The organism is Blastopirellula marina DSM 3645, from assembly GCF_000153105.1.
GTDB lineage: Bacteria > Planctomycetota > Planctomycetia > Pirellulales > Pirellulaceae > Blastopirellula > Blastopirellula marina.
This window is the reverse complement of record NZ_CH672377.1, coordinates 1,409,498-1,429,547: the sequence shown is the minus strand read 5'-3', so window position 1 is coordinate 1,429,547 and position 20,050 is coordinate 1,409,498. Positions and strand designations below refer to the sequence as shown.

Below are 20,050 nucleotides of genomic sequence, written 5' to 3'. Positions count from 1 at the left end.
AGAAAGCACACGCTCGCTTCACTTGCCGCTAACGCGTAGCGCATAAAAAAACGGATGTCGTCGGGACTGCATTCCGGCGACATCCGCTAATTTTTCGCGTGGAATACTCGAGGCGTCGTTTCCCTAAACCGTATCGGACCGAAAAACGCGTACGTTCTCATTCACGCTTGACGAACTTGTTGGATCGGGACGTCCGCCCACAATTCCATTACGAGCATCCCAAGCTATTCCCGCAGTTACGGCAGACATAACATGTTCCGCTAGGAACAGTCAGACCACCGCAACGATCACAAATAGGAGCGTCTGAAGGCGACTGCGCGCTGGGCCTGCCGATCGAGGATCGACTAGCGATCTCCGAACGATTGACGAGCCACGGTTCGCCCCCCATTGTCTTGGCTGTTTCCTGGTCAACTTGCGGCGCCGTGATTATCCCATCCACTGGGTCGACATCCGCTTTCCTTGCCCTCGGGTACAACGCCGGCATCTCCGTGTCCGACGCGATATCGCTCCTATCGGCCTGTCCCTGACCATGTTGACCGACGTCTTTCCCCACGTCGGACCACTGCTGCAAATCATGGTTTTGCTCGGACGCTTCAATCGTTTTTGTTGATGCGTCTTCGCTCTTCGTTTGCACGAAGTCGTTACCATACCCGCTTCGAAATCTTTTGGCTAGCCATTGAAATATGTAATCAACGACGCTTGCGGCAATTGGCGTTTCTCGACTGGAAGTGATCCCCATCGGTTCGAATCGAACGTGCGAAAATTTGTTCGAGAGCACTTCGAGCGGAACCCCGTATTGCAGCGCAATCGAACATGCGATTCCAAAACAATCGATCAAGCCGCCGATCGTGCTGCCTTCTTTCGCCATCGTAATAAACAGTTCGCCGGGGCGACCGTCTGGATAAAGTCCAACGGTCAAATATCCTTCATGTCCGGCGACGTTAAACTTGTGCGTGATCGAACGTCGCGTCTCTGGCAAACGCGCGCGATTGGGTTGCGACGCATGCGCAGCGGACGATGGTTTGTCGTCACCGGCGCTCAGCGGTTGACTCTGTTTTGAGTTGTCGCGATAAATCGACAGCGACTTCAGTCCCAACTTCCAACCCCAGCGATACGCTTCGGCAATATCGTCAGGCGTCGCTTCTTGCGGCATGTTGACCGTCTTAGAAATGGCGCCTGACAAAAACGGCTGCGCTGCGGCCATCATCTGCACATGTGCTTGCCACGAAATCGCGCGCCCGCCCGGTTCAGCGGGAAACGCGCAATCAAAGGTCGGCAGATCGCTCTCACGCAAATCAGGAGCACCGGTAAGCGAGCCTGTGCGTCCCAAGTAGTCGGCAATCGCGTCGATCTGCGTCGGCGAATAGCCGAGCGCCGCGAGCCCCAGTTTCACCGTCTGATTGACGATCTGCAGCGACCCTCCGCCTGCCAGACGCTTGGTCTTGCTCAGGGCCAACTCGGGCTCAATTCCGGTCGTATCGCAGTCCATGAAAAAGCTGATCGTCCCGGTTGGCGCCAGGACCGTCGCTTGGGCGTTGCGGAAACCGTCACGCTGCCCGGCGATCTGCACTTGTCCCCACAATTCTCGGGCAAATTGCGATAAATTGGCCGGAGCATTTTTCACTTCTCCCAGCGCCGCCGCATGCTTGTCGATTACCGTCAGCATGTCTTCGCGGTTTTCCGCGAAACCTGCGAACGCGCCGCGCGACGCGGCGATTTCGCTGCTCGTACGCAGCGCGGCGCCATGCAAGATTGCGGTGATTACGGCGCAGGTTCCGCGAGCCGAGTCGCTGTCATACGGCAAGCCGCTCGCCATCAGCAGCGAACCGAGATTCGTATAGCCCAAACCAAGCGGGCGAAAGCGGTGGCTATTCTCGGCGATCGTCGCGGTCGGATAACCAGCATGATCCACCAAGATCTCCTGCGCCAAAAACAACAAGCGGCAAGCGGCGGCGAAACGAGACGCGTCAAACGTTCCGTCGGCGGCGCGAAATCGCATCAGATTCAGACTCGCCAAATTACATGCCGAGTCATCCAGAAACATATATTCCGAGCAAGGATTGCTCGCGTTGATTCGCCCAGCCTGCGGACAAGTATGCCAGGCGTTGATCGTCGTATCGTACTGCACTCCGGGGTCGCCGCACTGCCAGGCCGACTCGGCCATCTGTTGCAACAACTCGCGCGCAGGATATTGGGGGCCTTCGTTGTCGGGCTTTGTGATCCAATGCGTCTTCCACGGTTGATCTTGTTCGACGGCCTCCATAAACGGATCACTGACGCGGACCGATAGGTTGGCGTTTTGAAACAGGATTGAGTTATACGCTTCGCCATTGAAGTCGGCGTCATAGCCCCCATGTTCGATCAGGATGCGGGCCTTCGCTTCTTCTTTCGCTTTGCACTGAATAAAGTCGAGGATGTCGGGATGCTCGATCTTGAGCGATTGCATCTTCGCCGCGCGGCGCGTCTTGCCGCCCGACTTCACGACGCCTGCGACTTGATCATAGACCCGCATGAACGACAGCGGCCCCGATGGCTTGCCGCCGCCCGAGAGAACCTCGTGACGCGAACGCAACGTCGACAGATCGGTGCCGCTGCCGCTGCCATACTTGAAGAGCATCGCTTCGGCGGCGGCTAACGACATGATCGATTGCATGTCGTCCTGCACTCCTTGGATAAAACAGGCCGACGCTTGCGGATAGGCGTAGGCGTCAGCGTCGCAAGTTGCCTGCATCGCAGCCGGATTCCATCGCCAGACGGCTCGATCGCCGGTCACTCCATAAGCTTGATTCAGACCAACGTTGAACCAAACCGGCGAGTTGAACGCCGCGGCTTGATCCAAGCAGAGCCAGACCAGATCGCGATAGAAGACTTCGCCCCCTTCCGGGGTCAAATATCCGTCGGCGACTCCCCAATCAGCGATCGTGCGGACGACGCGATCGACCAGCTGCCGCAAACTATTTTCCCGCGCGGCCGTTCCTTGCTCGCCAAAGAAGTACTTACTAGCGACAATGTTAACGGCCGTCTGGCTCCAGTGTTCGGGAAACTCGACGTCCTGCTGCTCGAACAAGACTTCGCCATGGGCCGTTTGAATCACCGCGTCGCGACGGCTCCACGTAAAAGCGCTGTAAGGCGTATCGACGTCGGCCGGGCAGAACGACGGAGAGACCTGCAGCGGCGTGGGGATCGACGTTTCCGGTGGATGAGGCTGACGGATCATATATAGCTCCAGTGTCAATATATGGTGCTGTCGCTGGCTGGGCAACACAATATATGGTGCAGGTGCCGTCGGATGGCCAGTTTTTTCGAATATCTAGGTAGTTGAGGGAAGCGTGTCAAACCAGTCGATCGCAGACGAATCAACGGAGATCGATCGGTTGGTGGGAGAGTCTAACGCTCCGACGCAGCGTCTGGCGCCTTGGCGGTTCTTTGCGTCGATCGCAGCGATCGCGGCGAGTTGGGGGCTCTTGCTGCTAGTCGCCTGGTTCGGACGTCCCGGGTTTATCATCGCGATCTTGTTGATCTACGCGGGATTTTTCTCCACGGTGAGTCAGTTGGCGATGCTGATCTCGTTGCCCCTGATTTCTCCGGTAATCCGCCTGCCGGTAGGACTAGCGCTGTTGCTGATCGTGACATTCGGTTTTGTTGTGGTGTACGAGGTCTATCAGTCCGACGAACTGCACCTTTGGTCTTTTTTGATCGCAGCTCAGTTCATGCTGGTCACGATCGCCAGTCTGGTCGTGGGACGCGTCAGCGGGTTTCGCCCCCGAAGCTCACGGCATTTTTCGTTGTTGACATTGATTTTGACGGTAACCATCGTCTGTGTCGGATTGGGAGCGATACGCGCGATTGCCGCTGCCCTAGAGATCGGGGTTGCCGAGTTCGCTGCGAGTCGAGTCTCCAGTTTTCTGACGGTTGCGCTGATCAACGCAACCTGCGTGACAGGGCCGTTGATGGCGCTGACGATGCACAGGAATCTGTTCCGCGTGCTGCTGCTGATCATCGGCCTGCCGCAAGCGTTGCTCTTATCACTGGCCATTCTCTGGCTGCATGACTGGGCGATGCCTGATGAACAAGTGATGAACGCCGGAGAGGCGACAATCTTTATCGGCGTGCAAACGCTCACGATTTCGCTCAGCCTATTGCCGATCGTACTTGCGCCGAAAAAACAACCGGCGAACGCAAAAGTGGAACCGCCGCGGGCCAGCGTGTTAGAACAAGACGCATGACCAGCACAAACATAGCGGCCGAAGACATGAGTCATGGTGAACCAAATGGGAGCGAAGTCTCCTGGTTCTCGTCGCCTGTCGGGCGCTGCGTTCAATCGCTGTTCTTCATGGTGGTTGGAATTTCGCTGGTCTGGTGCGTTGCGGAATTGTTGATCGTTGCCTGGGGAAGCCAAAATGGGGCGCCGATGTATCAGCGCCCCTGGTGGCAGAGAATTGCCATCTCCGCAGCGTCGGCCAGCCGGCAGGTTCCCATCTGTTGGGCGGCAATTGTCATTGCGCTGCCGATCGGCAGCTTTTATCTGCGAGTCCCGTTTTGTCTGCTGTTGACGGCCGGGACTGGGTTTGTCCTCCACCGAACTGATCCTTGGCCGATTCCGGATGGTCCAGACGCAATGCTGGTAGAAGCAACGCTTGTCTGGGCGAAGTTTATGGTGATCGCCGTCGCCGCGCTCAGCGGAAGATGGTGCGCAAGTTTGCTTAACAGAACGAGTCAGGTCGGGGCGCCTCGCTTCTCTTTATGGGAACTATTGTCGTTCGTCCTGTTTGCCGCAATCTTTGTGGTGATCGCCAAGACGCTGGCCCCGTGGATTGAATGGAAGCAGTTTGGGGAGATGGGAAAGGTTGTCTCTGTGATCATACTAATGCAATGCGGCGCCAGTTTGCTGTGCGCCATAAGGCCCATCACCGCGTGGATGCTGCCGGGACGCGTGGCGAAGCGTGTTGCTATTTGGATTGCAATCCTCTTGATGCCGCTGATTGGCTCCATGTTTCTCTATGGGATTTGCGAGTTGTTTGACGGCGTCGTCTTTTCGCTTACTAGCGGTTTGAACTATGCCACTGCCCAGACGGTGATTTTGGCAGTAAGTTTTCTGCCGATTATCTTTACGCCGCCCCAATCGGGCAAAGGAATAGTTCGTGCCGGTGACCGACACTGCGAGGAGTTAGAGGTATGACGGTCACGGATGTCGCGGACCGTTCTCTGCGAGATGGTCCAAGTGCGTTTCGATGGCGTGATCGACTTGCTTTACCGATCTCACGATGCATGATCTCACTGATTTTTTTACTGATTGTTTCCCCGGTCTATTGGGAATTGGGAGCGATCCTGCAAGCATACGTGGGGAAAGCGATCCCCGGCGACCCAGCTCTTTCGTGGCCTCTGGCGGCGATGTTTTTCGTAAGCGTTTGGCCACGCGAATTTTATTTTGCGTGGCTGGCAATCATCATCGCACTTCCGATCGGTCCAGCCGTGGTGCGAGTGCCGCTTTGTATCGTAGCGATGGCCGGGGTCTTGGCGGCGTTGGTCCACAGTCGGATAAATTCTACCTACGCCAATTTATTTAATCCCGTCGCAGCGGGTCTGCAAATCCTTCTCGGCGTCATTTGTATTGTGCTTTTGACGTGGGCCATGCGAGGATTCGCTCGACTCTACTATGGTGGCTCGCAGTTTTCGGTCAGGACGCTATTTCTCGTGATTACGGCGGCGGCCATCGTGCTAGGGATCGTTCGCTTTCTCGGAATCTCACCGGTGTGGGTGAGCCAATTGTTTTCCGAAGGGCAACTGGTAGGGCTCGCCTGTCACGCGGCAAGGCAGGTCTCCATTTCATGCGGGATCGTTGGAGCGACGGCGTTTGCCGGGACTCGCATCGGCTGGATCTTCTGGTGGGCGTCTGTGGCGATCGCCTTGATTGGAGAAACAGTTACCTACCCGCTGGTCGAAAGCTATATGAGTCCGACGTCTCTGGGATCGACCCTACTATACTCCGCGATGCTTTCGGCAGGACTTGCGTTTGCTGTCTTGCCGTTAGTCTGGCTCCCTTGGCGCCGATCATCCGCTAGTCCTGCTCAATCTCTTCAAACAACGCCAAACTCGCCGTAAACCCATGCATAAAGTTCTGTCCAGCGATCGGCCCCAGTTCGCCCATCGCAAAGATCCCAGCCGCCGGGATATCGCCGCAGGCGGCTTGCAGGCACTCGGCGTCATGATGGGGCGCTGAGAAGAGACGCGTTCCGCGACCGTTGCAGGTGAAGACTAGCGCGCCGAGCGGTTGTCCGCTCGACTCGGTCGCCAGCAGTTGTTTCAAGTCGGCGTCGGCGGAGTTTTCGTCGCGGACGTGGAACTGGATCGTTTGGCCTGGGCGGACGTAGTCTCCCACGGCGATGCCGCCGGTCTCTTGGTTGACGCCGATCACGTTGCGGATGATGAAATCGCCGGGCTCAAATTTCTCGCGATACTCATCCACCACTTGGCCGATGTGGAGTCCGCGATTGACCAGTTGTTGATCGCTGGTCGGCAACTGGGCGAAGATCTCGCGGATGATCTCTAGCGGAGGTCGTCCGCCGAGCAAGTGAATTTCGTTCCGCTCGCTTTTGGTGATCACCATCGGCTCACCGATCGGGCGACAACCTTGGGAGACGACGCTCCGTACGCGGACGGCGCCATGGAGATAGATCGCGCTGGCGCCGGTCTTTTTCACTTCGCGGCCATGCACCAACAAATTTTCGCCGGGCGCATGTCCGCCGCTCGCCATGCCGCCGATGATCGGAATGCCGGGCTGGTCTTCGTTCATGCGGGCCAACAACGCGTCGGCTGGAAAGCTGAACGGTTCGCCCATCAGCAGCAGCGTCGCCTCTTTCGGCCATTGGAGCGGCAACTTTCCGCTCCAACCGATGAACGATCCCCCATCGGGAGTGCGCTGAAACTCCAAGTGCATCGGCGTTACTTCGACCCCCGGCAGATGCGCCAGCCAAAGCGAAATCGCGGGGGCTTGTTCAATCTCGCGACCGACGCCGACAATCGCTTCGCCGGTGCCGCCAAACAGGTTTTCGGTTCCGAGTAGCCCGCACAGTTGGGTGGCGATCGTTTCCAACTTGTCGGCATGCTGCGGCGAAACGAAGACAAACGCCAGGTCGACCGGCGCCGAGAGTTGCTCGAGCGCTTCACGAACCACTTGAGCGATCGCATCTTCGGTCGCTTCGTGCGTCGAGAGAGCTGCGGCGAATTTTAGAGTAGAAGAGGTCATGAGTTACTTTCGCGCCGCAGCACTAGGAGGGTCTTGAATCGGGCGCCACGGCTCTGTGAACCGTGCTGAGGTGAATAGAGACGTTACTCTGGCACACACGGCTCGTAGAGCCGTGGCGCGCCGGCGGTTAGTCGTGCGCCGCTTCCCAGCGAGGCGATGGTTTTTGGCCGATGACGCCTTCTTCGGGACTGCTAGCCGAAGCGTAAAGTCGCTTCGGAATTCGTCCGGCCAAATAGGATAAGCGGCCTGCTTCGATGCCGCACTTCATTGCGACGGCCATGCGAAGCGGATCTTCGGCATGTGCGATCGCCGTGTTAAGCAGCACGCCGTCGACGCCCAGTTCCATCGCGACCGCCACATCGCTGGCGGCGCCGACGCCGGCGTCGACAATCACTGGATAGTCGGGATCGCCATCTTTCAGGTACTCGAGACAGATGCGGATATTGTTGGGATTCAAGATCCCCTGCCCTGACCCGATCGGACTGCCGGCCGGCATCACCGCCGCGGCGCCCAGGTCTTTTAGACGGCGTGCGATGACGGGATCATCGGTCGTGTAGCAGAGGACCTGAAATCCGTCCTTCACCAATTGCTCGCAGGCGTCGAGCGTTTCGACCGGATGCGGCAACAGCGTCTTGGTGTCGGCCAGACATTCAAGCTTCACCCAGTCGGCGCCGGGGTTCTCAAGACCTTCGAGAATCTCGCGACCCAAGCGAGCGGTGCGGACCGCGTCACGCGCGTTGTAGCAGCCGGCCGTGTTGGGAAGCAGCGTATAACGATCGAGATCGATGTAGTCGAGGATGTTGCGTCCGTGCGGATCGTACAAGCGTTCGCGACGAATGGCGACGGTCAGACAATCAGCGCCAGAGAGTTCGAGCGCCTGCTGCATCACTTCAAATGTTTCGTACTTGCCGGTGCCGACAATCAACCGCGACTTGAGGACGTGTGTGCCGATCTTTAGTGGCCCGTCAAATTGCGTCGTCTCTGCAATGCTCATTAGCCCCCTCCTACCAGCGTAACGATCTCGATCTCGTCCCCTTCGGACAGCCGGATTTCGGCGTGGCGCTTGCGGGGAGCGAGTTGCTGATTCAGTTCGACCGCAACGAACTTGGGATTCATCCCCAGTTGGGCGATCAGGTCGGCCACGGTCGCATCTTGCGGCGCTTCGTGGTCGGCGGCGTTCACGCGGATCTTCATATCTTACTTGCGAAGCGGAGAAACGGGGGAATTGGGTTTATTGTACGGGGGAGGGGAAAAGATCGACAACCACCGCCGCCGTGACTTTGGCGCAACAAAAAACCCCGCGTCAGGACGCGGGGTTGCATGTTTAGGCGGTCGCGGCGATCCGATTACGGTTCGCGAATCATCACATTACGAGCCGAACCTTTCGAGATCGGGATCAAAGCGCCGGTTTGGGCGCCGCCGCGTGACGCGACGTTTTCCTGCCAGGGGATGCCATAGGCGACAAAATTGCCGCTGACCGAGTCGATCACGTAGACGACCGAGTTGGCCGGGCGAGCATTGACCGTGCGGCCCCCTTGGAATATCGCGCGGCCGACCAGCAGCATGAACTGCGGCTTGCTGGTGGGATCAATCTGGAGATCCCCCATTACATTCGAGCGAAACAGGCTCGGCGGGCCGTTTTGATTGCGGGTATTGACGACGTAGCATTGGAGGTCGCCGGTCAGAAAGTCGAGCGTGAAGAGCCCTTCGGCGTTCGTATCGACTTCACCGGTCGCGGCGGCCATGGTTTCGGTACGAGTGGCGCTCGCTTGAACCGGGATTTCAAGGACGGTGTTGCTGGGATGGGATAGCAAAACGCCGGCGATCGCGGCGACGCCGCACAAACCGCCCATGGCGAAACCAATCCAAAGGCCGGAGAGACGTGATTTACGCATAACGAGGAGGTCCTGTTGAGGAATTCAGGGGGGCAGCGGAGGTCGCTCGGGCTGGCGCGATGCGACTCAACTCGCTTTCAATCGTAAAATCTTTCACCAAACGACGCCAGAGAGAATGCCAGAATCGCGAAATTCCAGTTCTAGCAGAGAAAATCGGCTGGGACGAGTATGATGAAGGGGGCCCACCTGTCCCTTAATTTTGCTTCCCACGCCCCCTCCAATCCACCTAATCCCATAATCCTAGGGAAGAACTCGCCGATGTTGCGACTCACCGCGCTGCCGCTTTCGCTTTTCATGCTTTTCAACGCCGCTTGTGTTGCTTGGGGCGGAAACGCTCCGACGCGCGTCAGAACGGCGATGGTGGTCTCGCAGAGCGAGATCGCGTCGCAGGTGGGCGCTGATGTGATGCAGGCGGGGGGAAACGCGATCGACGCCGCAGTCGCGACTGCGTTCGCGATGGCGGTGACCCATCCGTCCGCGGGAAATATCGGCGGCGGCGGATTTTTGGTCTTTCGCCCTGCCGACGGAGAGCCGACCGCATTCGATTTTCGCGAGCAGGCCCCGGCCGCTGCACATCCACTGATGTGGCTGAACGAAAAAGGGGAGTACGACTACGAGCGGCATCATGAAAGTCATCAGGCGGTCGGCGTGCCTGGCACGGTCGCCGGTTTGCATATGGCCTGGAAAACCGCCGGCACGCTTCCCTGGAAAAGTCTGGTTGAGCCAGCGGTACGACTCGCGGCCGACGGCTTTGTAGTCGGAGATGGACTAGAACGCTCGCTGAAGGAGCAGATACCGCGATTCGAACAATATCCGGCGTCGCTGGCGCAGTTCACCAAAGCAGGCGAGCCTTACCTGGCCGGCGAGATTCTCAAACAGCCGGAACTCGCGAAAACGCTGGAACGGATTCGAGATCAAGGGCCGGCCGGTTTCTATGAAGGAGAAACGGCCCGTTTGTTGGTCCACGCGATGGAGGCCAACGGCGGTCTCATTACGCTCGCCGATATGAAAGCGTATCAGGCCAAACGGCGGACGCCGCTGATTGGTTCGTATCGCGGGTACGAAGTGATCGGCATGCCTCCGCCGAGTTCTGGCGGCGTCGGCGTGATCGAGATGCTGAATATTTTAGAAGGGTTTGATCTGCGGGCAGCTGGCTTTGGATCGGCCGCAAATCTGCATCGAATGTCAGAAGCGATGCGTCGTAGTTTCGCCGATCGCGCTCACTATTTAGGAGACCCCGACTTCAATCCCGAGATGCCGGTCGCCTCCTTGATTTCGAAAGAGCATGCGGCCGAACTGCGCAAGACGATCGACGCGACGCAAGCGTCGATCTCGACGCCAGAGAGTTTCGTCTGGCCGTATGAGAGCGTCGAGACGACGCATTTCTCGGTGGTTGACGCCGATCGCAATGCGGTTTCGCTGACCTACACGCTGGAGTACGCCTATGGCTCGGCGATTGTCGTCCCTGGCGGCGGATTCCTTCTAAACAACGAGATGGGAGACTTTAACGCGGCGCCAGGCATGACGACCGCAGGCGGGTTGATCGGCACCAAACCGAACTTGGCGCTGCCGCAAAAGCGAATGCTCTCCAGCATGTCGCCGACCATCCTCGCCAAAGATGGCGAACTGTTTATGGTGACCGGCAGCCCCGGCGGGCGAACGATCATCAACACCGTATTGCAGACAGTGTTGAACGTGGTGGACCATCAAATGAACGCCCAGGAGGCGGTCGATGCCGGCCGCATTCATCATCAATGGTTGCCGTCGCGGATTCAGTATGAGGGTCAAGAATTCTCCCCAGACACGTTGGCGATCTTGCGCAAAATGGGGCACGCGCTGTATCCCATCAGCAAACAAGGCGCGGCCGAAGTCATCATCGTCAACGCAAAGACTGGGCAGTTAGAAGGCGGCGTAGACCGCCGGCGCCCCGATGGCGGCGCGGTTGGGTATTGAGTAAGTCCGATTCGACTTTACTGCCCAGCGGGATCCAGCGAGACGTTCGGCTCGCGGCGCTTCGGCGGGGCCTGTTCTTCTTCTTTGGCGGGAAGCTCGGCGCCGATCGGGCCGATCTCGGCGGTCACTTGGGCGAGTTCTCTAGCGATCGCGGCGTCAACTTTCGGGCTTGGTTTCACCACAACCGGCGATTCGGGGGGGGGAACGAAATCCGACGTGCCGAGTTTGGGTGGAGGAGCGTCGCCGCGACTTTTCGCTTCATCGAACGCGTCAGCCAAACTGATCATGCCGCCGTCGACGGCAGCTTTCACTTCGTCTTCTCCGATTGGTTCGGCGGGTTGCTCTTCTTTGTTGACGCGCAATGTTTTCGCGCTGGGCTGGGGCGTCTCAATACCGGCGGGCTCGGTTGCTTCCGATTCTTGAGTTCCGGATTCTTCGTCGGGCTTTTTGCCGGCGACAGTTTGCATGTCGTCCGTCCATAACTCTTCAGGGACGGCGAAATAGGCGAACGACGGCAGGTACGGAATCATGTGGAACTTGTCGTCCCCCGAGATCCACATCACGGCGAACATGGCGATTAAAATGCCGAAGACGCCGCCGCCGACCACCTTGAACGCTTCCCAAGCGGGATTCGAAGTCGATTTGGAGGGGCGTCGCCCCGCCGTGGTAGAGCGTCCTTCGAGCTTGGCCAACGGCGCCGGCGAACTCGAACCGGTCCCTTCCGACGCTTTGAAATTGAAGTCCGGTGCGGCCGCGCCAGCCAATTGGTATTCATCTTCGCTGTCGGTAGCGATGATTTCGGCCTGACTGCCGGGACCTTCCAGTACTTCAACCAACGGCGGCAAATGTTCGTAGACATCGGCCAGCAAGTAGGTCTCTTCGCACCAGGGACAACGAACGCGCGACGAGGCGTCAGCGGCGCCGGGAATGCGGATCGGGTCAGAACAGTACGGGCAATTGGCGATGAGCATGCAGCTCTCCCAAGTCCTTCTCGGGTGGGGAAACAATTTCAGCAGCAGTCGGTGGATTTGCTCGATCGGCGGCGGCGTCTCAAGGAAAAGACGTCGAAACAAACGATGGAAGTCGATATCTTGCAAACCGCGAAGAGCTAAGCTCTGAACCGGACGAGGCGGAAAAATACCTGGAGGGCATTTTTCAACCGATTGAATAGTGTAACTCGAAATAACCGCCGGCGCCGCAATTGGGACAAATCTGCCGTTATCGGGGGGTTAAGCCGACGTCACGTCGTTATAAAGGGCGACATGTCGCTCAATCATCTGCGGGATCGAAAATTCGGCGGCGATTCGCTCTTGGGCGGCCTGACCTAGGCGCTGGTGCAAGTCGTTATCGTCCAAAACGCGATTGACATAGCGAGCGTACTCAGCTCTTTGTCCCAGCGGGATCAAAAAACCGGTTTTCTCTGGAATCACGAGATCTCGGTTGCCAGGGATATCGCTGACAATGGCAGGAACGCCGGCGACCATCGCTTCCATCAATGCGTTCGATTGCCCCTCGTAGCCGCTCGCCAATAAGAAACAATCGGCATGCGCGATCAACTGCGGCACATCGTCGCGAGCGCCGAGAAAGTGGACGTTATTCTGCGTGTGGTTCTGCCGTGAGAATTTCATCAGGCGATCGCGCTGCGGGCCATCCCCCACGATCAGCAAATGGACGTCTTTGCGAATGCGTCCCAAAATATCGATCGACCAGATCAGATCTTTAAGCCGTTTTTGCGGCCAGAGTCGTCCCACCGCGATCAGCAGTCGCGCGTCATACGGAAGCTGCAACTGCCGCAAAAGTTGCTCACGAGTCTGAAGCGGCTCAGGCGGCGTCGCGTCGATTCCGTTAGGAATCACCACAAACTTCTTGGCGTTGCGACCTTTCTCGACATAGAACTGCTCGACGCCGGTGCTGTTGACTGCGATCTTGTCGGTCTTGCGATCAAGATAGCGATCGATCGCTAATTCGTATCCCTGCTTCCAGGGATCAACACACCGTTCGCCGCAAATGATGTGGGGAACTTTGACCGTTTGAGCTGCAGAGCGACCGTAGGAATTCGCGGCGAAGATCCAGGTATGCACAATCTCGGGACGAAGGCGCTTGATCTCTTTTTTTAGGCGGAGATAGGCCACCGGATCGAGTTTGCGACGTTTGTGGATCTCGATGATCGGAACGTCGTGCGCACGCAGCGTTTCCGCCAGCGGGCCAGAACGCGTCAGCAGGCAGACGTGCACGTCAAATTGATCACGAGGCAAGCCGGCCGCCAACATCGTCAGTTGTTTCTCGGCGCCCCCTCGATCGAGCGTGGGAATGATCAGCAGCAGTCGCTTCATGCAGCAGGCTTTCCAGTACTTCTTCGCGATATCGCAGCAGGTCTTACGATATCACAATCGCCGGGCAGCGCGTAACCGGCGTCCCGCGTCAACTCAAACGACGCGGCGGCGTTCTTTATCGAGACTTTCGTAGATAAACTGCATCACGCGCGGCGCCATCATCCCGTAGTAGGTAAAGCCATGTCCGCCGCCGCAAAGCTCCAGTTCGCAGGTATGCGGCACGCCTAAGGAGTAGAGCTTCATTCGCAGGCGCTCCGAGCTTTCCCACCAATCGGCGTCGTCGCCGCAGCAGCAGAAGAACTGATTTCGGGGCCAATTCAGCGGGTGAATATGGAGCGTCGCCGAGTCTTGCCGCGCCTCCTCGGGGCGATCGTATTGCTCCCACAGCGGGTCGTCGCTGTCGCGGCGCATCCGCTCTTGATAGTCAATCGCCGGGCTGATCGCCGCGACAACCGGAAACTTGTCAGGAAATTTGTAAGCCAAACGGAGCGCCCCCTGCCCTCCCATGCTGGTCCCAAAGAGACCGATCTGCGGCGGCTGAGCATCAAATTTTTCGGCAATAAACGGCAAGACGTTCTCTAGCAGATGTTGCTGCGCCGAGATTTGGGGGTCAAACTCGGGGCAAATACGATCGGTCCACCAACTTCGCTGCGTGACCGGGGCGACGACCGGCAGGCCGTACTTTTCGAACTGTGCGACGAACTCGGACTTGTCTTGCAGCCGGCCCAGATGGACTCCATGCAGATAGATCCCAACATACCCATGCGGATTCCGGTTTTCGGGCTCAAACAGATAGCAGGGATGTCCGGCGATCGTCGTTTCGCTCCAATTTCCGATATCGGCTGTCATGGTTGGCGAGGCTTTCGCAAGGGAGCGCGGCAAGGGCGTTACTGTTTTGTTTCGGCTCGCTTACAATAGCGACCGGTCGCGTCGGTTGCGACCCAAACTGACCTTTACTTCGGCATATTGTAATCGATCGTGCGTACTCTCATCTCCCAGTCGCAATTGGAAGCTGGCGTCCGCAAATTGGCGACCGAATTGAATCGTCAATACGCCGACCGACCGCTGACAGTCCTCGGCGTGTTGACCGGCAGCGTCGTCTTGCTGGCCGACTTGATCCGTCAATTGGAAATGCCGCTACGCGTCGGCGTGCTGCAGGCTCGCAGCTATCGCGGGGTCGCGACCGAGCCTGGCGAGTTGGTCGTCAATCTCGAATTGATGCCGGCCGTCGCGGGATGCGACGTGTTGCTGCTGGACGACATTTTTGACACAGGGCGAACGCTCGACGAATTAGCTCGCCGCCTCGAAGCGTGCGGCGCGACGTCGGTCAGCTCGATGGTCTTGTTGACCAAAGTGGGACGCTGCGAGGTCGAGTACCGCCCTGACTATTCGGCGTTTGAGATTCCGAACGAGTTTGTCGTCGGCTACGGGCTCGACTATCAAGATCACTATCGTAATCTTCCCTTTGTAGCGGCGCTCGATCCAGAAGAGATCGCGGCTGGAACGCAATGAGCGAGATGCGCATCGCGATGGTGACGCGGCGTTTTTGGCCGCTGGTCGGCGGCGCCGAGATGGTGATGGCCAATCTTGCCCAGCAGATGCGCCGCCAGGCGGCCGATGTGCGGATCGTGACCGCGCGTTGGCACAAAGCCTGGCCAGAGCGGATCGTCCACCGCGAGATTCCGATTTTGCGACTTCCCAACCCTCAGCTGCGCGGCTGGGGGACGCTGAGATACATGATGTCGTTGGGAAAGTACCTGCAGAAACATCAAGCCGAGCTAGACGCCGTCTATGTTTCGATGCTCAAGCATAGCGCCTACATGGCGGTCGAACGGCTGAAAAACACGTCGACTCCGATCGTATTGAGAGCCGAAGGGGGAGGGGAGACCGGCGATTGTCGCTGGCAAGCCGAAGCGAACTTCGGGCTCCGCATTCGCGCCGTCTGTCAGCAAGCCGACGCGATCGTCGCGCCGAGCGCCGCGATCCGCGAAGAGTTGTTGGCCGCGGGGTACGATCCGGCGAAGCTCCACTTTATTCCCAACGGCGTCGCAATTCCGTCCGCTGGCAATCAACAGCGACGTTTTGACGCGCGAATGGCGCTGCAAAGCGCACAGCCGTTGTTCTCCTTTCGCAACGACACGCCGCTGGCCGTCTATACCGGTCGGCTCCATCCCAAAAAAGGGTTGCTCACGGCGATTGAAGCCTGGCCGCATGTTTTGCAGCGATTTCCCAACGCCAAGCTGGTCCTGGTCGGCGAAGGTCCGCAAGAATCGCAGTTGCGTGAGCGGATCAACGCGTTTGGCTTGCAGGAACGCGTCTTCTTGCCTGGCGTCTTTGATGACGTCTCGGATTTGCTAGACGCGGCCGACCTTTTCTTGCTTCCTTCGCACGAAGAGGGGATGTCTCTCTCGCTGTTAGAAGCGATGGCGGCCGGCCTGCCGGTGATCGCGACCGATATTCCCGGCAATCGTCAGTTGGTCGAATCGGGTCGCAATGGACTGCTCTTTCCGGTCGACGACGCGACCGCGCTGCAAGCCGAGATCATCAATGTCATTCATCAGCCGCGGGCGGCCAAGCGGTTGGGCGAAGCGGCTCGCGCTGACGTAACCCAAAAATATAGCCTGACCGCCGCAGCGACCAGGCATTTGAATTTGTTCGCAGAACTTCGCGAAAGGAAGCGTCCGGAGAGCTAACGGCGCTTACTCCTCAGCGGCCGGTTTGACTCCCTCGTCTTCGGCAGCCGCGGCCGGCTCTGCTTTCGGCATTTCTCCCTTGCGGGCGCGTTCCGCTTCTTCACGAGCGCGGATGCGGGCCTTCTTGGGATCTTCTGGCGCCGCGAACGGTTGGGCTTCGATCAGAAGTTTGCCGGAGATGATCCCCTGCCCTTTTTGGTAGTACCAGCCGCCGGCTTCCAGCTTATCGCCGGGACGAATCAATCGCGGGTCCGAGACTGAAACTTTTACGGCGGCGTCTTCGGCCAGTTCGACGCTAACCCGAGTTCCGCCGGCGACAACATTCAACTTGCCGTCGCGGGCAACTCCGGCGACGCGTCCATTGACCAGGTAGGTCGTGATTTCGTCCGCCGCTTTTCGCTTCGGCTTGCTAGATCCATCGTCACCCCCAAACAGACTGCTGATGCCGTCGAGCGATTCTTCTTCGGTCACGCCCAGCGGAGTTCCTTCACGCGGAGTGAAAACGGTCACTTCTGATACCGGCTCTTGCGAGTTCCCCCGGCCATCAAACTTGCCAGTAAAGCTGACAAACATGCCGGGGGCGATCCACCCTGGTTCTGCGGCGCCGGATAGTTGCATATCTTCCGGCTTGACTTCCACCTTCAAGAGCCAGGGGGTGCCGTCGTCGGCTTTGACTTGCATGATCGCTCCCTGCATGCCGACGATTTGCCCTTTGATGGTGAAGTTTTGACGTTCCGGCTTCGGTTGGGCCAGGGCGACGCTTGAAGCGCACAACAAAATTACGGTAGTCAGGAAGTGGGCGATACGAAGCATATGCATGCTACCTGCGGCGGGAAAGGAAGATCGGAAGGGAGAAGCCAAAGCCCCTTCAAGATAACGCGGACCGGTTGGAAAAGCCAATCTTGGGGAAATTGTGGATTATATGAGCAGGGACAGCGGCGATATTTTCTCAGAGAGGCTGGAACTCCATTGTTATCCGTGAAGTGTATGCAGGATTCATGCGTAATGCGATCTGGATGCTTGACATGAAGGATCAGTGATCCGTAATATAGGGGAAAGATTCTCTATTATCCGTTGTTTTTTTGTGACCGGGTGGTTGGATATGTCCTCTCTTCGTTTTTCAAAACGCGGTTTTACCTTGGTGGAGCTCCTGGTTGTCATCGCCATTATTGGAGTTCTCATTGCACTGTTATTGCCCGCCGTGCAGCAAGCGCGCGAGGCAGCCCGCCGGATGCAATGCAGCAACAATTTGAAGCAAATAGGACTTGCACTGCATAACTATCATGACACTTTCAACTCCCTGCCCCCCTTGTGTATTATTCCGGGCGACGATCCGGACGATAGCGGCTCGGACACGCGGGACCTTGTCGAGAGTTGGTCATGGTCGGCGCTGATCTTGCCGTTTATTGAGCAGAACAGTCTGTATGACAGCGCCGGCATCGGCAACGGAGCTCGCCTGGACACTCAATTGAACGATGCGGCGAAGGTCGTCATTTCTGCTTATCGCTGCCCGTCCGATGTTGGCATTTCTGTCGCAGACCCAGCCCAAAGATTTTTGAAAGGCGCGGGGTCTAACTATGCTGCCTTCAATCACTCGCGTTCGGCACGTTATCTTAGCGGCGCCGACGGCGGATTCTACGCCAACGTTGGACGAAAACTACGTGATGTGACCGACGGCCTGAGCAATACGTTGGCGGTGGGGGAAGCCGCCAGTCGGTTAAAGGGCCAAACCATGTGCTTGAAGAGTTGGGCCGGTTGCCAGCTTGGCCGCGATGGTGATTGCATGGACGACATCGGGCTTTCAGGACGTTGGCCAATCAACGATTCGACAGGCACTTCAAATCAAACGGCCGAAGCGCTTAGCAGTCTGCATCCCGGCGGCGCACAAACGTTGCGATTTGACGGCAGCGTCCACTTCCTCTCCGAGAACGTCCAGTTTTTGCGAACGGCTGCGCCAGACAACAATGGAAGCGCGCTCGACAGTCCGTATGAATATTTGATCGCCATCAATGACGGCCAAGTCATCGCGGAAAACTAGCCGCGTTCCTTTAGTCGGTGCGAATTGGACGCCGCGAATCCGCGGTTCCAATTCGGCTTGCCGAGTCGTTCCTGTCTTGAACCTAAAAAATCTCCTAAGAGATCACATTCCGATGGCTTCACAATTTCCAATCGTTGCTGTTCGCGGACGTCTGCTCGCGTTGTTGATCCTGGTCACCATAGTGGGTTGCGGGCAATATCGCGCCAGTGATTTGCCCGATCTTGGCGAAGTGACCGGAACCGTCACGCTGGACGGCAAGCCGCTTCCCGAAGCGACCGTCTCGTTTCAATCGACCGAAGTAGGCCGTATGGCGTCAGGAAAGACTGACAGTGAAGGGCGCTACCAACTGTACCTGTTGAACGACATCTCGGGCGCTCCGCTTGGTCAAAACGACGTCTATATCACAACCGCGCGGCCAGCCGACGACTCAAAGCCAGGCAGCGGCAGACCGGAGAAACTGCCGGCCATTTATCACGCCAAGACGACGCTCACCGCCGAAGTCAAGTCAGGCGCCAACACGTTCGATTTCGATTTGAAATCGAAGTAGGTTCAGGCGGCGCCGCTGAATGAACAACCGGCCGCTAGACCTATCTCCATCGGGTCGGCGGCTGCCTATGCCAACGCGTATCGAAGTGAGAACGCGATCTTAATTAGCATCTCTTGCAACTTCGCCCCGATTGGGCGAAGGTAAACGGCGTTGTCGCAGGCCGAAATTGTCGAGTCGCAGGACCGCCGCTATGAAGTTCTTTGCGTTTCATCTCATGCCGTGGGATCGGTTGCCTGCCGATTTTGCGGAGCGATACGACAGTGCTTGGACCACCGTTCCCAATTCTCTGTATGATTCGCAGCACGGCGGTCAGTTATACAACGACTATCTGGATCAACTGGTCTTGGCTGACAAGTTGGGCTTTGACGGAGTCTGCGTTAACGAGCATCATCAGAACGCCTACGGCACGATGCCCAGCCCGAATCTGATGGCCTCGATCCTGGCTCGTCAGACCAATAACGTCAAGATCGCGGTGGTCGGCAATGCGTTGCCGCTCTACAACCCGCCGACCCGCGTAGCCGAAGAGTTTGCGATGATCGACTGCATCAGCGGCGGCCGGCTGATCGCGGGGCTCGTGGTTGGCGGCGGTCCTGAGTATTACAGCTTCTCGCTCAATCCGACGCATGCGCGCAGCATGTATCGCGAAGCGTTTGATCTGGTGCTCCGCTGCTGGACCGAGACAGGCCCGTTTGAGCATTACGGCCAACATTGGAAGCTCCGCTATGTGAATCCTTGGCCGCGGCCGATTCAGCAGCCTCATCCGCCGATTTGGATTCCCGGGGCCGGCAGCAAAGAGACGATCCAGTTTGTCGCCCAGCGGCGGTTCGCCTACATGGGGATTCCTTACTTTCATCTCGACTTCTTTCAGCGCAACTTTGATCTGTTTCGCGACGCGTGCGAGAAGAACGGCTACACGGCCGATCCCGAGCAACTGGGCTGGCTGCTGCCGATCTACGTCGCCGAAAGCGACGAGCAGGCCTGGGCCGAATACGAAGAGCACCTCTGGTACTTTGTGAGGAACCTGTTGAAGGGACTTGTCATCTTTCCGCCGGGCTACACCAGCGTTCGTTCGATCGCCGGCATTCAGCGTGGACTGCAACAGTTTATGACTTCTTGTCAAACCCGCGACGATATCGAGCGCGGCGGCTACGCGATTGTTGGCAGCCCGGACACTGTGCGCGAAAAACTGAAAACTTACTCGCAGCGTCTCGGCGTTGGCAACTTGTTGGGATTGTTCCAAATAGGAACCTTGCCGCACGAGTTGGCTTGTAAGAATATGACGCTGTTTGCCGAGCAGGTAATGCCAAAACTTCGCGCTGAAAGCCAGCGCTAACGATCGAGAGAT

17 protein-coding genes and 1 pseudogene are annotated in these 20,050 nt (G+C 57.8%); 9 read left to right on the top strand and 9 right to left on the bottom strand.

The genetic code is table 11. The annotated features are described in order from the left end of the window. Positions 1 to 208: 208 nt before the first annotated feature. Positions 209 to 3,172: pseudogene (locus tag DSM3645_RS24850) on the bottom strand (vitamin B12-dependent ribonucleotide reductase); the annotation flags it as partial. 157 nt (positions 3,173 to 3,329) lie between these two features. Between DSM3645_RS24850 and DSM3645_RS24845 the strand changes: the two are divergent. The 3 genes from DSM3645_RS24845 (at position 3,330) to DSM3645_RS24835 (ending at position 6,102) form a co-directional block, all read left to right on the top strand. Further along, positions 3,330 to 4,226, top strand: coding sequence for a hypothetical protein (locus DSM3645_RS24845; protein ID WP_002655389.1), 897 nt, complete (start codon positions 3,330 to 3,332; stop codon positions 4,224 to 4,226). A gap of 392 nt (positions 4,227 to 4,618) precedes the next feature. Further along, entirely contained in the window at positions 4,619 to 5,179 is a 561-nt protein-coding gene (locus DSM3645_RS31535; RefSeq protein WP_237564931.1) for a hypothetical protein, read from the top strand. Between the two features lie 89 nt (positions 5,180 to 5,268). Continuing rightward, positions 5,269 to 6,102, top strand: coding sequence for a hypothetical protein (locus tag DSM3645_RS24835; RefSeq protein ID WP_002655387.1), 834 nt, complete (start codon positions 5,269 to 5,271; stop codon positions 6,100 to 6,102). Here DSM3645_RS24835 and DSM3645_RS24830 read toward each other — a convergent pair. From DSM3645_RS24830 to DSM3645_RS24815, 4 genes are all read right to left on the bottom strand, one after another. Then, entirely contained in the window at positions 6,059 to 7,246 is a 1,188-nt protein-coding gene (locus tag DSM3645_RS24830; protein ID WP_002655386.1) for an FIST signal transduction protein, read from the bottom strand. The genes DSM3645_RS24835 and DSM3645_RS24830 overlap by 44 nt on opposite strands. Before the next feature lie 127 nt (positions 7,247 to 7,373). Further along, complete coding sequence (locus DSM3645_RS24825) at positions 7,374 to 8,240, bottom strand: thiazole synthase (RefSeq protein WP_002655385.1); 867 nt, start codon at positions 8,238 to 8,240, stop codon at positions 7,374 to 7,376. Then, a complete protein-coding gene (gene thiS / locus DSM3645_RS24820; RefSeq protein WP_002655384.1) occupies positions 8,240 to 8,440 on the bottom strand; it encodes a sulfur carrier protein ThiS in 201 nt (66 codons plus the stop codon). The genes DSM3645_RS24825 and thiS overlap by 1 nt, the downstream gene beginning before the upstream one ends. 152 nt (positions 8,441 to 8,592) lie before the next feature. Then, positions 8,593 to 9,141 carry a hypothetical protein gene (locus DSM3645_RS24815; protein WP_131282825.1) on the bottom strand — a complete coding sequence of 183 codons (549 nt, stop codon included), beginning with the start codon at positions 9,139 to 9,141 and terminating at the stop codon, positions 8,593 to 8,595. A 258-nt stretch (positions 9,142 to 9,399) separates the two neighbouring features. Here DSM3645_RS24815 and ggt point away from each other — a divergent pair, with 258 nt between their 5' ends. Next, positions 9,400 to 11,094, top strand: coding sequence for a gamma-glutamyltransferase (ggt, locus tag DSM3645_RS24810; protein WP_002655382.1), 1,695 nt, complete (start codon positions 9,400 to 9,402; stop codon positions 11,092 to 11,094). 17 nt (positions 11,095 to 11,111) lie between these two features. Here the strand turns inward: ggt and DSM3645_RS24805 are convergent, their stop codons facing one another. The 3 genes from DSM3645_RS24805 to DSM3645_RS24795 form a co-directional block, all read right to left on the bottom strand. Next, complete coding sequence (locus tag DSM3645_RS24805; RefSeq protein ID WP_002655381.1) at positions 11,112 to 12,065, bottom strand: hypothetical protein; 954 nt, start codon at positions 12,063 to 12,065, stop codon at positions 11,112 to 11,114. A gap of 258 nt (positions 12,066 to 12,323) precedes the next feature. Further along, on the bottom strand, positions 12,324 to 13,427 hold the full coding sequence (locus DSM3645_RS24800) for a glycosyltransferase (RefSeq protein ID WP_002655379.1): 1,104 nt from the start codon (positions 13,425 to 13,427) through the stop codon (positions 12,324 to 12,326). Positions 13,428 to 13,520: 93 nt separating this feature from the next. Further along, entirely contained in the window at positions 13,521 to 14,276 is a 756-nt protein-coding gene (locus tag DSM3645_RS24795; RefSeq protein WP_002655378.1) for an alpha/beta hydrolase-fold protein, read from the bottom strand. A gap of 129 nt (positions 14,277 to 14,405) precedes the next feature. Here DSM3645_RS24795 and DSM3645_RS24790 point away from each other — a divergent pair, with 129 nt between their 5' ends. Beyond that, positions 14,406 to 14,939 (top strand): phosphoribosyltransferase, encoded by a 534-nt coding sequence (locus DSM3645_RS24790; protein ID WP_040352993.1) that lies wholly within the window; start codon positions 14,406 to 14,408, stop codon positions 14,937 to 14,939. Next, entirely contained in the window at positions 14,936 to 16,120 is a 1,185-nt protein-coding gene (locus DSM3645_RS24785; protein ID WP_002655376.1) for a glycosyltransferase family 4 protein, read from the top strand. Before DSM3645_RS24790 ends, DSM3645_RS24785 begins: the two co-directional genes overlap by 4 nt. 6 nt (positions 16,121 to 16,126) lie before the next feature. Here the strand turns inward: DSM3645_RS24785 and DSM3645_RS24780 are convergent, their stop codons facing one another. Next, on the bottom strand, positions 16,127 to 16,933 hold the full coding sequence (locus tag DSM3645_RS24780) for a hypothetical protein (RefSeq protein ID WP_002655375.1): 807 nt from the start codon (positions 16,931 to 16,933) through the stop codon (positions 16,127 to 16,129). Between the two features lie 289 nt (positions 16,934 to 17,222). Between DSM3645_RS24780 and DSM3645_RS24775 the strand changes: the two genes are divergently transcribed. The 3 genes from DSM3645_RS24775 to DSM3645_RS24765 all read left to right on the top strand — a co-directional run bounded on the left by DSM3645_RS24775 (position 17,223) and on the right by DSM3645_RS24765 (position 20,038). Continuing rightward, entirely contained in the window at positions 17,223 to 18,158 is a 936-nt protein-coding gene (locus DSM3645_RS24775) for a DUF1559 domain-containing protein (protein ID WP_002655374.1), read from the top strand. 112 nt (positions 18,159 to 18,270) lie between these two features. Next, complete coding sequence (locus DSM3645_RS24770) at positions 18,271 to 18,705, top strand: carboxypeptidase-like regulatory domain-containing protein (protein ID WP_002655373.1); 435 nt, start codon at positions 18,271 to 18,273, stop codon at positions 18,703 to 18,705. Between the two features lie 190 nt (positions 18,706 to 18,895). After that, on the top strand, positions 18,896 to 20,038 hold the full coding sequence (locus DSM3645_RS24765) for an LLM class flavin-dependent oxidoreductase (RefSeq protein WP_002655372.1): 1,143 nt from the start codon (positions 18,896 to 18,898) through the stop codon (positions 20,036 to 20,038). Positions 20,039 to 20,050: the final 12 nt, after the last annotated feature.